A 15,778-nucleotide genomic window follows, 5' to 3' on the forward strand; every position below is an offset into this window, starting at 1 on the left:
GCTTAGATATCTCTTAATGTTTCAGCCGTACGCAAATCAACTGATACCAATTGCGATACACCCTGCTCGCCCATTGTCACACCGAAAAGTCGATCCATACGCGCCATGGTGATTGGATTATGGGTAATGATAACAAAACGTGTATCGGTTAATTTGGTCATTTCATCCATTAGGTTGCAGTAACGTTCAACATTATGGTCATCTAATGGCGCATCAATTTCATCAAGCACGCAAATTGGCGCAGGATTGGTTAAAAACACTGCAAAAATTAGTGCCATTGCCGTCAATGCCTGTTCACCGCCAGATAAAAGCGTCATGGTTTGCGGCTTTTTACCAGGGGGACGTGCTAAAATCTCAAGCCCTGCATCCAATGGATCGTCAGACTCAATTAATTGCAACTCCGCTGTACCACCGCCAAACAAATGGGTAAATAATCGTTGAAACTCGCTATTTACCTTAGTGAAAGCTGCAAGCAGGCGTTCTCTCCCCTCACGGTTTAGAGCATGAATGGCTTGGCGTAGTTTTTTAACCGCTTCAATCACGTCATCGCGTTCTACCGTCATTGAAGCATAGCGTTCTTGTAATTCGCTACTTTCTTCTTCTGCCCGAAGATTAACTGCACCTAAGCGCTCGCGCTCAATACGGGCTCGATCAAGATCACGCTCTAAATCAGCAATATCTGGCATTGTATCAGACGGGTTAAAACCAGCCATTTTTAGCGTTTCAATGGGCTCAACATTAAGCGTTTCCCAAATACGTGTTTCAATATCTTTACGCCGGTCAATCGCGGCATTAAAACGCTCTTCATTACGGGCGCGTTCCTCCCGCGCATGAGAAAGGGCTTGAATGGCATTGGTTGCCTGAAGATCCAATCGATTTTGAGTATTTTCAGCAAGTGCCAAAGCATCACTAACCGACTTGACCTCATCTTCCGCTTTAGCAATAAGTTGGAATAATTTATCACGCCGTTCGTCAAAATCATCTGGTGCACTGGCAAGATCCTCCATTTCCATCATGGCTTCACTTACCCGCTCTTGCAAATCTGCAAATTGCTGATTGCTAGCGCTTAAACGCGCTTGCCAAGTTTTACGCTCTGGCGCAATAGCCTCCAAGCGCCGTTGTCTTTGTAAATTATCCCTTTGCCAAGTTTCAAGGCTAGAACGCAACTGAGCAAGCATTGCGCGCTCGTTTTGCAATAGCGCATGAAGAGCAGCAATTTTAGCGTCTAATTCATCAAGTGATGCTAGTTCTTCTAGCTTAATTGCCGCCTCTTCATTTAAAACAGCGTTTTCTTCAAGTTCAAGTTCAAGGCGTTGGTAATTTTCCTGTAAATGATTTAAGCGGCTAAGACGCGCATTAAGGCTAATTTCAAGTTCCTTTAGCGCTGTCTGCTTTTGGCTATGGCTATCACGCATTTGGCGCAAAGCTGCACGGCATTCTTTTTCTTGGCTTAATAGTTCTTGCAATTGCTGATAAGCAATTGCTTCATCGCTTTTTGCACGCTCTCCTTGCTGATGGCTCTTTAAAATAAACTCCTGCACTTCAGCAAGCCGATTTTTTTGTGCCAAACGTTGCGCACTAGCCGTTGGTGCATCTGCCTTAGCAACCAAACCATCCCAGCGCCAACATGCTCCTTCACGGCTTACTAAAACTTGCCCTAATTGCAAATCTCTTTGCAAACCATCGCCTTCATCTGCTTTAACTAAGCCAATTTGCTTTAAGCGGCGCATCATATTATCTGGTGCTTTAATATAATCTGCAAGGGGTTCACAGCCAATTGGCAAATGTGGATCTGCACCACTAAACTTTAAATCGCGCCAAAATAGCAAAGCATCTTCATCAAGGGCGGCTTGCAAATCATCACCAAGCGCTGCGCCCAATGCTGATTCATAGCCTTTTTCAACGCTTAAATGCTCAACAACAGTATCCCCGCCATTTAATGAAGATGCAGCAATAATTTGTTCAAGCGTTCTTGCTTCGGCCTCAAACCCGCTTAATTGCCGCTTTAATTCATCATGAGTTTTGCGGCACTGATCATAATTATTTCTCTTTACCCCTATTTCATCTTCAATTTGCGGCAACTGCTCTTCAAGGCTATATAATTGCTCAACTATCGCTTCTAACGCCTCGTTTAACTCATCAGCTTGCTGTTGACTTTCGGTCTCTTTTTCCAAAGCCGCAATCGAACTTGCCAAGGCTTGCAAGTCTTGGTTTAATTTATCACGACGACGGCCAAGATCAGATAATAGACGTTGCAATTGCTGCTCGCCTGCATTTAACTCGGCACGCTCAGTATTAAGCTTGGCAAGATCCGCCTCTTTGTTTTGGGTAACTGATTGCAAATCTTCATATTGGGTGCGCAGTTCCTCTTCCTCTGCGCTACCATCACTTTGAATATCTTTTAGCTCTTGCTCTTCACTATCAAGGCGGTTGATAAACTGCTTATATTCAGCAATAAGCCCTTTTTCGCGTATAACATCGCGTTGTAATTGCTCTATACGCCGCATTAACTCCGATTGGCGATGGAGGCTTCTTGATTTTTCATCTTCCAGTGCTTGCACTTCCAAAGTAATGCGTTGGTGGCCTGCCCTTGCCTTGGCCATATTATCACGCAATGGCGCCAAAAGAGTTTTATTTTCCGCCTGCTCGCGTGCGAAGCGCATTTGCGCTTCCGCTTCAGAACCAACTTTCAAAGTGGCTTTAGTTAAAGCCGCTTCCATTTCAGCTTCTTGGCTTTTGGCTTGCGACCAGCGCAAATAGAATAGGCCGGCTTCTAACTGCCTTATCTCAGCCGACAAAGTTTTAAAACGATTGGCTTGCCGCGCTTGCCGCTTTAAGCTTTCAATACGGCTACTTACATCGGCAACCACATCATCAAGTCGCTCAAGATTGGTTTCTGCGGCACGCAGACGCAATTCAGCTTCATGGCGGCGGCTATGAAGCCCAGAAATGCCAGCAGCCTCTTCCAACAAAGCGCGCCGTGCTTGCGGCTTTGCTTGGATAAGCTCGCCAACGCGCCCTTGTCCCACCATAGACGGTGAACGTGCACCGGTGGATTGGTCCGCAAATAGCAATTGCACATCTTTAGCACGCACTTCTTTGCCATTAACCCGATAGGTAGAACCTGCACCACGTTCAATGCGGCGAGAAACCTGCAACTCATCGGCATCATTAAAACCGCTTGGTGCGCTATGATCGCTATTATCAAGATATAATGTGACTTCAGCAAAATTTCTTGGTGGGCGTGTATTATTACCAGAAAAAATAACATCATCCATGCCTGAGGCACGCATGTTCTTATAGGAATTTTCACCCATAACCCAGCGCAGCGCCTCGACAAGATTAGATTTGCCACAGCCATTCGGGCCAACAACACCTGTTAGCCCGCCCTCGATGAAAAACTCCATCGGTTCGACAAATGATTTAAATCCAACCAGTCGCAGCTTGCTAAACTGCATATAGCGCACCCACCATGCTTATCCTGCTTACATATTTCTTGTTTGTTTATTTTATAGCTGCTACACTATTTAATAGTAAAATGTAACTTAAATAGTGTGGGTTATTGGCTGTTAACCGTTAAACAAGCAGCTATAAACAAATATTACTCAACAAATTCTAAAATTGCACCATTGGCATATTGTGGATCTATATATATTGTTTGATATGGCGTTTCATGCCAAACAATATTTTGCGCTTCCAATAGCTGCTTTACCTTGCCAAGATTATCAACTACAATAGCAAAACCTGCATAGGCCTGTTGCGGTAAATCATCAAAATTAATATGGCCAAAAATACGGCTTAGCTCATGAGGGGGGAAGAAAACCAACTGCGCTGAATTTTCCCCCGTTGCAAGCTTAAACAGATCACCTTCTTGCACAATACTACTATTTGCAAATAATGAAGCATAAGCCTGTGCGGTATGATAGGCATCTTTAGATGCAATATAAATTTTTCCTAGCGCCTTTGCGCCATTTTCATGCTGCATCAAATGAGGTTGCCAAACTGTATTTTTAGTTTTTTGCTCACATAAAAAGAAAATACCATTGGGGACATGTTTTGGATCGACCGTTACGGTTTCAAAGGCAGCAATATCTTTCTCGCCATTCGCCATAACAACTGGTCTTGAAAAACTTTGTACATCGCCAACATCAATACCAAGCGCTATTAAAGCGTCATGGGCGCGTTGCGCATTGTCAATACGCCCAACAACAGCGTGTAAGCCTTCGCCTTGGCTAGAAAGCTTTCTGCGCTGCAAATCACTTAATGGTGTTTCACTCACCACACCTAGCAGCTCAAAATAATCATGGCTTAGCATAATTGTATAATTGGCAGTTCCCATATGGCTAGAGTGTAAACCACGCGGGCTTAACGTAAAGCCAAGTTTTTTGTAATCTTGCGCAGCCTTTTCGAGATCATTTACAAGAAGATAACAATGATCAATACCTTTAACCGGATGTGTCATACTCAAAAACCCTTTAAACAAGATTGTAATAGCTAACGCCATTATATAGCGTATAGATATTTTTAGTAAAATAAAAATCCCGCCATAAGCAGTGTTATAGCGGGATTTTAAATATTATGCAGAATTATGCTTCTGCTAGCTTTTTACGTAGATATTATTGTGCTTCACCCTTTGGTGCGTCATTCACACCGAGTTCTTGAAGTTTGGAATCTAAAATAGCTGACATTTTGTCAAAGCTTAAACTTCCTTCAATTGGATCACCATTGATAAAAAATGTAGGCGTTGCCTTGACACCAAATTCTTGATTGCCACGTTTTAAATTCGCCTGCAAACCATCAAGCACTTTCTGATCGCTTAAACAGGCTTTGAATTTTTCATCATCAATACCAGCAAGCTTAGCAAGCTGCTTAAGTGGTGTTTCAGCGTCTTTAACAAATGCCCATTCGGCTTGCTTTTCAAACAATAATTGAATGAATGGGAAATAACGATCTTCAGGCACGCAGCGTGCTAACAAGAAACCTGCTGCAGCACGTTCGTCAAAAGCAAATTCGCGAAAAACGATACGTGCTTTACCAGTATTGATATATTTTTCGCGAATTTGTGGCAAAGTATTTACAACAAAATCCGCGCAATGGCTGCAAGTCAACGATGCATATTCAACGATAGTGATTGGCGCATTTTCATCACCCTCAACCATATCCTTCATCGCACCTGGCTTTAGCAATTCTTCAGCAGCGACATGGATTAATGGCTTTTGCGCATGTTGCTGCTCTGTTGCACTTTGTGCAAAAGCAAAACCACTTACACCACCTAAAAAGATAGCTGTTGCAGCAGCAAGTGAAAGGAGATGTTTTTTTGTGTTAATAATGGCCATATGACTTCCCTTTAAATATATTCAAAGCTTGTACCAATAATAATCTAAGCCTTGTAAAACGCAATTTAACTTGCTTGCCTATAGCGTCAAGCACTAGTTGATAAACTAACTGTCAAATAGAACAGGACAATAGAAAGCCATCAACCTAATATGTGTCCCTAACTATTACCCACCTTAGCAGTTTTATTCATTGTGTCACATGCTATTTTATTAAAAAAAATTTAGCAAAAAGAAACTGAAGTACGATTAAGCGCTTATTGTGACTATTTTGCGTTAGCACTCTTTGATAATATGTGGCAGCCAAGCTCTGTGAGGCATTTGCGCAATCGGTCCGAACCAATATCCGCAGTATTTTTTTCCACTTTCGCAATACAAGCCTTGTCAATAATTTTAGGAGGAAGCTGTCTCTTTTTAAAAGACGAAACCGGCTTTTGTTCAATTTTCAAACGATCTATCGCATGAAAGCCAAAGAAAGCATTGACCTTTTGGATAATTTCCATGCTTTGGTGTTGAATGGACATTGCAGAAAAGCCTTCACAAGCTACCAATAGCGTTGCAGGCTCATAAGAATCATATTGGGAAACACGCCGCCGCCAATTAATTTTTAATGGCAAGCAGTTATTTGCTATATCATCGCCAACAATTTGCGACCAGGCCTCAATCAGTTCTATACCAATTCCTGCCCTTTTACGTAATAATGGGTCAATCAAAGGCGATGCAGTATCAGCAAGAGGTGTAAAACCAAACTTTTTATGTTTGTCAGGCTGCACTTTAAAAACCACCTTACTGCATTATAATAAATTAAAAACAAATGACATAACACGACTTACATCTGTTAAAGCCAATATTTCATATCATAAGTAAAAAAATAAGCATAGAATTTTAGTGCAAATGATATTTAAAATTACTCTTTATGGAGAGTAGCAATTGCCGGTTAACAAATGCTGTGCTTTTAAAAAAGCAAATAACATAAGCCAATGTAAAACAAAGAATTAAGTGGTACGCCCAAGGGGAATCGAACCCCTGTTTCCGCCGTGAAAGGGCGGCGTCCTAACCGCTAGACGATGGGCGCCCAAGCAGTGATTGCGCTTATAAACACAGATTTTAAAAACCGCAAGTCGTATTTTAGAAAAAATTCAATTTTTTTACAAAATGTGGATATCTTTTTTAAATTTGCAAAAATTTTGTGCTAAAGCGCCAGATTTCAAGTCAGCATCTGCCATAAGCAGCATTTAAAATAACTTTACTAGAAAATGCGCTCAGCTATTGCAAAATGCGATAGGGCAATAGCTGCTGCCGTTGCAACATTTAGGCTATCGAAATCAGCGGCCATTGGTATTCTTAACGTGTTAAATTGTTGCAATATTTGGTTAGGAAGCCCCTCGCCCTCGGTACCAAATAGCAAAGCAGTCCGCTTTGCCGGCTGACTATTTAATAATTTTTGATGAGATGATGGGCTAAAAGCAAAAACCTCAAAGCCAGCATTTTGCACCCGATCAATGATATTAAAAATATTACCGCTTTTAATATGTGGCACTTTAAGCGCAGCTCCAACCGACACTCGGATGGCCTTGCGATAAAGCGGATCACAACAAGTTTCATCTAAAACAACACCATCAGCTCCAAAGGCCGCGCTATTTCTAAAAATACCACCAATATTATCATGGTTAGAAATACCACATAAAAGCACCAACAAAGATTGTCCTGGTAAATTTTCCATAAATTCATCAAGTATTGCGGGGCGTTTTCGCTTACCTATAGCTAAAATACCGCGATGAAGGTGAAAGCCTGCAATTGCATCAATAACATCTTGGCTTGCCACATAAATTGGACATTGAACTGTGTTGCTTTCTAATAAAGATATAAGCCCGTTTAAACGATTTTGCGCAATAAGAATCGATTGTGCCTCAAAAATCGGTGAGTTTAATAAAACATTTAAGACAACACGCCCCTCAGCAATAAAAAGATCATTGCGACCAACAAGATCCCTTTCTTTGATATTTGTATAGGAGGCGATACGAGCATCACTAGAGCTTTCGATTGCGATATAATTTATTTGCGTCAAATTGCGAATCCTTGGAAATAAAAAACATTACGTAAAACATCACAAACATTTAAGTAAGCCATCAGATAAAATGCGTAATTAATAAAATCGTTTAGTATTCTCATTACCTCGATCTTTATCTTGGACATAATCACGCAAGCGATAGTTGCGCAAAATTGCGATACAACCTTATCTATTTAAAGGCATTATTTTTAAACTACAGCGATAATTCAAAATCCAATATAAGCGATATTAGGTTAATATGTTCAAATTTTCATCCAAATAAATTTTCTGTGGCTTTGAACTACCATCTCTAAATTTAAATTCAGACCAGAGAAAAATAGATCCATTAAAATCAGTTGACATCGCAACATAAACAAACTTAACAAAATTGGGATGCTTTGCTAATTTTTTACAAAATGTTATAAAATCCTCGAACGGCACAATCAAAAATTTACTAATTTCTTCTTTTTCGTCGTATAAAATTTTAAAATCCCCAAACCCGGTGCCAATTCGTTCAATTCTACTTAAAGGTGGTAAAGGTTGATTTAGCTCAAATCGCAATTGAAATCCCTCAATTATACCCTCCATGACCTCAACTTGTCTGCGTTTGAAAAGCTTCTTTAGCTGTTCTTTATATTTTATATTTATCCTTGGCCCTAAATAAACGCGGACTAAGGCATCATCAAAATAATATCGTCGCCCAGTTCCTCCCAAAATAAAGCGCCATTCATCCTCATAAGCCCATTCAAGTCGTTTACGCGACAAACGATCTCCCATAGCATTTTGAAATACATCACCGCCCCCAATTACACTATTCAAACTAATATTGGGTAGTGCATCATTACTATAAGTTACAGCGCGTAGTGTATCCCTCTCAAACCCACCAGCAATTAATTTTTGGGTATCCAACTCAAGACATATGCCGCTAAAACTAGCAGCATAATGGGCCCACATTAGTATGTTATCGGGGCAGGTTGCGAAGGAAATCAATCCCCACTTATCTATAATATCTTGAAATATCTGATAAATATCCGCGCATTTAAAGTTGATAGTCTTATCTAATAGTTCATCACTAGATGAACCAAATTTATAAAAAGCCTCCATAGGATCATTCATCTGATAAAATGATGCACCAAATAAATAACTATTTTGAATGGCTTCAAACCCACGGACAAATAGCTCTAAACTTGCTAATGAACGATATCGAAAAAGTGATTTTGGTATTTCCATATTGCCTCCTCTTATAACAAATATAGAAATTTTCGGTTTGGTTATATTTAGATAGAAACTAAGCCAATTTATATACTAAACAAGAACATAGCATTGTTATACAGCGGCAACAGCCAAAGATTTAAATTACCACCATATTTTGAGCAAGTTTAAAAAGCTGCCGCTATTATGCTTCCTATCAAAATAAATTTTGCGCATAAAAAAACACCTGCTGCGGGAGGAGGTGCAGCAGGTGTTTGAATTGAAAACCGACTGGGAGGAGGAGGAGATGTCGGTCTTCCCAAATTTTCAAGGCTTGGGAGGAGGAGATAAGCCCTGAAAAAATCTCAAACATCAATTTAATGTTTGTATTCCATTTAACAAGCTCTCAACTTATAAGCGAGCGCTTTAATTAAACTTTAATTAACGTGTTGCGCGACGAGCAATTGATGGAATCTCAGCGCGATTAATGCCAAGATCATTAAGCTCACGATTAGAAAGACGGCTTAACTCGTTAACCGTTGTACGGTAACTACGCCAGTTATTGAAAGAGCGTACCAAATTCATTTTTATCACCTAGATATTGTTTATTATGCTTTATTGCTTTGTTAAGTAATATATAGGCCTATCGTTCAAGTTTGAGTAGAGCTAAATTTGCATGGCTGCCCCACCGATTTGGCAAAGATAACGCAGCAAACAAGAAAAACCTCAAGCACCTTAATACAAGTGGAGGTTCAGCGCATAAAACGATCTATCATTTTCCAAAGCGCACCTAAAAAGACGGTTAGATGCGCTTTTTTAGTCACCTAACGAGGCAATAAAGTTGACCCCACAAGGTATTTATCAATTGCGTGGGCAGCTTGGCGTCCTTCACGAATAGCCCAAACCACCAAGGATTGACCACGGCGTACATCACCTGCAGCAAAAAGCTTATCAATACTGGTTTTATAATCGCGGTCATTCGCATTAACCGAACTACTGCCACGGCGGTCAACATTAATATTTAATGCATCACCAAATTCGTCAAGCACGCCTTTTTGGTAAGGACCAGAAAAGCCAATAGCAATGAACGCAAGGTCAGCGCGGATAAAAAACTCGGTTCCAGCAATGGGTTTGCGCTTTTCATCTACATGGCAGCATTTAACATGGGTTAAATTGCCCTCTTCACCAATAAATTCAAGCGTTGCCACCTGAAACTCGCGAATAGCTCCTTCAGACTGGCTAGTTGAGGTGCGCATTTTGGTTGCCCAATAAGGCCACACAGCTAGCTTATCCTCTTTTTCAGGAGGTTGCGGACGAATATCCAACTGCGTTACCTTAACTGCACCTTGGCGAAATGCAGTCCCAACGCAATCTGATGCGGTATCACCACCACCAACAACAACCACATGCATACCGTCAGCGACAATAGCAGGCGATGGCCAGCCAACAGAATCGATATTTTCGCGACCAACACGGCGATTTTGTTGGACTAGATAATTCATAGCATCATGAACGCCATAAAATTCTGAACCTGGAATACCTGCAGGGCGCGGCGTTTCAGAACCACCGCAATAAAGGACCGCATCATATTCATCGAGCAACTCCTTAGCGGGCTTATTGACACCAATATTGACACCGCAATGAAAGGTTACCCCCTCGCCCTTTAATTGATCCAAACGGCGATCAATTAACGTTTTTTCCATCTTGAAATCAGGAATACCATAGCGCAGCAAGCCTCCTGGACGGCTTTCACGCTCATAAACATCAACATTGTGACCAGCGCGAGCCAATTGTTGAGCTGCTGCCATTCCTGATGGACCAGAACCGATAATAGCAACGCTTTTACCTGTCCGCATGGCCGCAGGTTGCGGATCTAAAAAGCCAAGTTCATAAGCCTTATCAGCAAGCGCCTGTTCAATTGTTTTAATATTAACTGGCGCATCTTCCAAATTAAGCGTGCAAGATTCCTCGCATGGAGCGGGGCAAATACGGCCCGTAAATTCTGGAAAATTATTGGTAGTGAGAAGATTGCGGATAGCTTCCTCCCAACGACCATTATAGGTTAGATCATTCCAATCTGGGATCTGGTTATGGACAGGGCAGCCTGTTGGCCCATGACAATAAGGCACGCCACAATCCATACAACGGGCAGCCTGTTTCTTTACTTCATCTGAACTTAATGGAATGGCAAATTCGCGAAAATGGCGAATACGATCCGCCGCTGGTTGATATTTTTGCGACTGGCGGTCAATTTCAAGAAAACCGGTAACTTTTCCCATAATGTTTTATCTTTCTTTAATCTGCATAAGGCGATGGGCTGCGCGATTATTTGCCGCGCAATCCCGTTAAAAGCAGTCTATTCGGCTGCTGTGCCCACACGCAAAATTTCCATTTCTTCCAATGCACGGCGATATTCAACAGGCATAACTTTTACAAATTGGGGTCTAAAAATTTCCCAATTATCCAAAATTTGTTTTGCCCGCGTTGAGCCAGTATAATGGTGATGATTAGCTATCATTTGCATCAAACGCTCTTCGTCATGACGCGTCATATTAGCCGATACATCGACACGCCCCTTATGCATAAGGTCGCCACCGCGATGATGCAGCTTTTCAAGCATATCATCTTCTTCTGGTACTGGTTCTAATTCAACCATCGCCATATTGCAGCGGCGTGAGAAATCTCCAGCCTCGTCAAGCACATAAGCAACGCCGCCCGACATGCCAGCAGCAAAGTTACGCCCTGTTTGGCCAATAACAACCACAACACCGCCAGTCATATATTCACAGCCGTGATCACCAACGCCTTCAACGACAGCAGCAACACCAGAATTGCGCACCGCAAACCGCTCACCAGCAACACCGCGGAAATAGCATTCACCTTCAATGCCGCCATATAGAACTGTATTGCCGACGATGATTGAATCCTCGGCTATGATTTTGGAATCATCTGATGGTCTGATGATAATGCGGCCGCCTGACAAGCCTTTACCCACATAATCATTACCATCGCCAATAAGTTCAAATGTAATACCTTTGGATAAAAACGCACCAAATGATTGCCCAGCCGTGCCAAAAAAACGAGCCGTAATTGTATTATCTGGAAGACCGCGATGACGATAACGCTTTACCAACTCGCCTGAAAGCATAGCACCTGCGGAGCGATCAACATTGCGAATGATCGTTTCAATTTCGACCTTTTCGCGCCGTTCCAATGCAGGCTCGGCAAGCTTGATTAATTTACGGTCAAGAACATCATCAATCGGATGGTGCTGCAATTGCGTATGATAAGTATCTTCTTTCTTAGCTTCTGGCATATGGAACATTTTGGAAAAATCTAAGCCTTTAGCCTTCCAATGATCCACTAATGCTGTTTTATCCAATAGATCAGACTGGCCAATAATATCATCTAAATGACGATACCCCATCGCAGCCAAGAAACCCCGTACTTCTTCAGCCAAGAAAAAGAAAAAGTTAATCACATGTTCAGGCGTGCCCTTAAAGCGCTTACGCAAAACCGGATCTTGGGTAGCAACACCAACTGGGCAGGTATTTAAATGGCACTTACGCATCATGACGCAACCAGCAGCGATAAGTGGCGCAGTAGCAAAACCAAATTCGTCAGCACCAAGCAAAGCACCAATAATCACATCGCGCCCCGTACGCAAACCACCATCAACTTGCAAAGCAATGCGTGAACGAAGACCGTTTAAAATAAGGGTTTGCTGCGTTTCAGCAAGACCAATTTCCCAAGGGCTACCAGCATGCTTAAGTGATGTTAATGGTGCAGCACCAGTACCACCATCATAGCCAGACACAGTAATATGATCCGCTCTTGCCTTAGCAACACCAGCAGCAACCGTACCAACCCCAACTTCAGACACCAATTTTACTGAAATATCAGCCGCAGGATTAACATTTTTCACGTCATAAATAAGCTGTGCCAAATCTTCAATCGAATAAATATCATGATGCGGCGGCGGCGAAATAAGACCTACGCGCGGGGTCGAGTGGCGGGTTTTAGCAATGGTTGCATCAACCTTATGGCCGGGAAGCTGCCCGCCCTCGCCCGGCTTTGCACCTTGCGCTACCTTAATCTGGATCATATCAGCATTAACAAGATATTCCGTCGTCACACCAAAGCGGCCAGATGCCACCTGCTTGATTGCAGAACGCTCAGGATTTGGCGTACCATCAGGCAATGGATAAAGCCGATCTGGTTCCTCGCCGCCCTCGCCAGTATTAGACTTGGCGCCAATGCGGTTCATGGCAATGGCAAGAGTAGTATGGGCTTCACGCGAAATAGAGCCAAAGGACATTGCACCGGTTGAAAAGCGTTTTACAATATCAATTGCAGGCTCAACCTCATCAAGAGCAACAGGTTCTAAACCGCGCTCGCTTGCAAGCTTAATATGGAAAAGACCGCGAATATTTCTGTTTCTTGCGCTTTCACCATCAATACGCTCGCAATAGGCTTTAAACAATTCTGGGCTAGTTGTGCGCACAGAGTGCTGCAATTCGGCAATTGCATCGGGTGTCCATGCATGTTCTTCACCGCGCATACGGTAAACATATTCACCGCCCACATCGAGAAAATTCTTCAATACTGGGTCATTGCCAAATGCTCCCTTATGGCGAAGCGCGCTTTCTTGGGCAACTTCCCCAAGATCAATGCCTTCAATAGTCGTTGCCGTACCAGTGAAAAAACGATCAACAAAGGATTGCTTTAGGCCAATTGCATCAAAAATTTGTGCACCACAATAGGATTGATAGGTAGAAATGCCCATTTTTGACATAACTTTAAGCATGCCCTTACCAATAGACTTAATAAAACGATAAACAACTTCATCATCGCTTACTTCTACTGGAAATTCACCGCGCCGATACATATCAATGAGTGTATCAAAAGCGAGGTAAGGATTAATTGCTTCAGCACCAAACCCCGCAAGACAGCAAAAATGATGAATTTCGCGCGGTTCACCCGATTCAACCACTAAACCAACCGAGGTACGTAAACCGCGGCGGATAAGATGATGATGCACCGATGCCGTTGCGAGCAGTGCTGGAATAGGAATACGATCTGGCCCAACTTGGCGATCAGAAAGAATAATGATGTTATAGCCACCATGCACCGCAGCCTCGGCACGTTCACAAAGGCGGCTAACTGCACCCTCCATGCCATTTGCACCTTCTTCAGCCGCATAGGTCATATCAAGTGTTTTGGTATCAAAACGGTCTTCCGTTTGGCCAATAGCGCGAATTTTTTCCAAATCACCATTGGTCAAGATAGGCTGGCGCACTTCTAAACGCTTGCGGCGCGATGTGCCAACAAGATCAAAAATATTAGGACGCGGCCCAATGAAAGACACAAGGCTCATCACCAATTCTTCACGGATTGGATCAATTGGCGGATTGGTCACTTGGGCAAAGTTTTGCTTAAAATAAGTATAAAGCAATTTTGACTTTTCCGACATGGCCGAAATTGGCGTATCGGTTCCCATTGAACCAACAGCTTCTTGCCCCGTGGTTGCCATAGGCGACAATAATAGCTTGGTGTCCTCTTGCGTATAACCAAAAACCTGCTGGCGGTTAAGCAATGTCACATCTTTGCGCAGCGAGCGCGGCTCAACCGGACTTAGCTCTTCCAAAATAAGCTGCGTGTTATCCAACCACTTTTGATAGGGGTGACGTGTTGCAATTTCAGACTTTACTTCCTCATCAGAAATGATGCGGCCTTCTTCAAGATCAAGCAGCAACATGCGACCAGGCTGCAAACGCCATTTGCGCACGACTTTTTCCTCAGCTACTGGCAGCACTCCAGCTTCAGAAGCGGCAATGACAAAATCATCATCGGTGACAATATAGCGCGCTGGGCGCAAACCATTACGATCAAGGGTGGCACCAATTTGGCGACCATCGGTAAAAATAACCGCAGCAGGTCCGTCCCAAGGTTCCATTAACGCCGCATGATATTCATAAAATGCGCGCCGTTCATCCCCCATAAGTGCATTGCCAGCCCAAGCTTCTGGCACTAACATCATCATGGCATGAGCAACGGAATAGCCACCTTGCACCAAAAACTCTAAGGCATTATCAAAACAAGCAGTATCGGATTGACCTTCATAAGAAATTGGCCAAAGCTTAGAAATATCATTGCCAAATAATTCTGAATCAACCGATGCTTGGCGCGCCGCCATCCAGTTAACATTGCCGCGCACAGTATTAATTTCACCATTATGGGCAACCATACGGAAAGGGTGCGCAAGCTTCCAAGATGGAAAAGTATTGGTTGAAAAGCGTTGGTGCACTAAGGCCAAGGCACTTTCAAAACGCTTATCTTTCAAATCCTTATAATAAGCACCAACTTGATAGGCAAGGAACATGCCTTTATAAACAATGGTACGAGATGAAAGCGAAGCGATATAAAAACCATCATCGCGCCCTTCTGTCTCGTCAAAAATGCGGTTTGAAATAACTTTACGCAAAACAAATAGACGGCGTTCAAAATCATCCTGGGTGGTTAAATTGGCATTGCGACCAATGAAAACCTGACGATGAACTGGCTCAGTCGCAACAATTGCGGCGGCTTTAGATAGGGATGCGTTATCAACCGGCACATCACGAAACGCAATAAATTGCTGCCCTTCAGCAGTAATCACTTCACGAATGATATTTTCAATATGGGCGCGCATGGCTGCATCTTGCGGCATAAAAATATGACCGACACCATATTGCCCCACTTCCGGCAGGGTTACATCTTGCAGCGCCATTTCCTCACGAAAAAAGCGGTCTGGTATTTGCACCAATATGCCAGCACCATCGCCCATTAATGGGTCAGCACCAACTGCGCCACGATGGGTCAAATTTTCAAGAATAAACAACCCATCTTCAATAATCTTATGGCTTTTTTGGTTCTTTAAATGGGCAATAAAACCCACACCGCACGCATCGCGCTCATTAATCGGATTATAAAGACCTTGCGCATCAGGAAAACCGAAAGGCTTCGTAGTTTTTTTTTGTGCTGTTTTGGCTAAAACAGAACTGGAAAAACCATTTGAAGAGGATGGCGTAAACTGCGTCATCGTGAAGCCTTTCTTTAAACATGTTCCTATTTTTTAAAATTCAAAGGAACGGATTATTCATATGCTTGCTTTTCATAAAAATAGTGGCTTAAACTTATTGCTTTGCTGAATTTTCTTTACAAT

The 15,778-nt window shown here is 42.6% G+C and carries 9 protein-coding genes and 1 tRNA gene; all 10 read right to left on the reverse strand.

Translation table 11 applies throughout. The features are described 5' to 3' along the window. Positions 1-2: 2 nt before the first annotated feature. Positions 3-3,458, reverse strand: coding sequence for a chromosome segregation SMC family protein (locus N6B01_RS07035; RefSeq protein WP_262078074.1), 3,456 nt, complete (start codon positions 3,456-3,458; stop codon positions 3-5). Positions 3,459-3,601: 143 nt separating this feature from the next. Further along, positions 3,602-4,462: a VOC family protein gene (locus N6B01_RS07040; protein ID WP_262078075.1), complete on the reverse strand. Its 861-nt coding sequence runs from the start codon at positions 4,460-4,462 to the stop codon at positions 3,602-3,604. A 154-nt stretch (positions 4,463-4,616) separates the two neighbouring features. Then, complete coding sequence (locus N6B01_RS07045; protein WP_262078076.1) at positions 4,617-5,336, reverse strand: DsbA family protein; 720 nt, start codon at positions 5,334-5,336, stop codon at positions 4,617-4,619. 263 nt (positions 5,337-5,599) lie between these two features. After that, complete coding sequence (locus N6B01_RS07050) at positions 5,600-6,106, reverse strand: DUF721 domain-containing protein (RefSeq protein WP_262078077.1); 507 nt, start codon at positions 6,104-6,106, stop codon at positions 5,600-5,602. Positions 6,107-6,333: 227 nt separating this feature from the next. Continuing rightward, a tRNA-Glu gene (locus tag N6B01_RS07055) sits at positions 6,334-6,408 on the reverse strand. 174 nt (positions 6,409-6,582) lie between these two features. Further along, entirely contained in the window at positions 6,583-7,401 is an 819-nt protein-coding gene (locus tag N6B01_RS07060) for a TrmH family RNA methyltransferase (RefSeq protein WP_262078078.1), read from the reverse strand. A gap of 231 nt (positions 7,402-7,632) precedes the next feature. After that, entirely contained in the window at positions 7,633-8,613 is a 981-nt protein-coding gene (locus N6B01_RS07065) for a DUF2971 domain-containing protein (protein ID WP_262078079.1), read from the reverse strand. A 402-nt stretch (positions 8,614-9,015) separates the two neighbouring features. After that, a complete protein-coding gene (locus N6B01_RS07070; RefSeq protein WP_182419551.1) occupies positions 9,016-9,159 on the reverse strand; it encodes a DUF1127 domain-containing protein in 144 nt (47 codons plus the stop codon). 239 nt (positions 9,160-9,398) lie between these two features. Continuing rightward, positions 9,399-10,853 (reverse strand): glutamate synthase subunit beta, encoded by a 1,455-nt coding sequence (locus tag N6B01_RS07075; protein ID WP_262078080.1) that lies wholly within the window; start codon positions 10,851-10,853, stop codon positions 9,399-9,401. Positions 10,854-10,930: 77 nt separating this feature from the next. Then, positions 10,931-15,655: a glutamate synthase large subunit gene (gltB, locus tag N6B01_RS07080; RefSeq protein ID WP_262078081.1), complete on the reverse strand. Its 4,725-nt coding sequence runs from the start codon at positions 15,653-15,655 to the stop codon at positions 10,931-10,933. Positions 15,656-15,778 lie beyond the last annotated feature (123 nt).

The organism is Bartonella sp. HY406 (assembly GCF_025449315.1).
Classification (GTDB): Bacteria; Pseudomonadota; Alphaproteobacteria; order Rhizobiales; family Rhizobiaceae; genus HY038.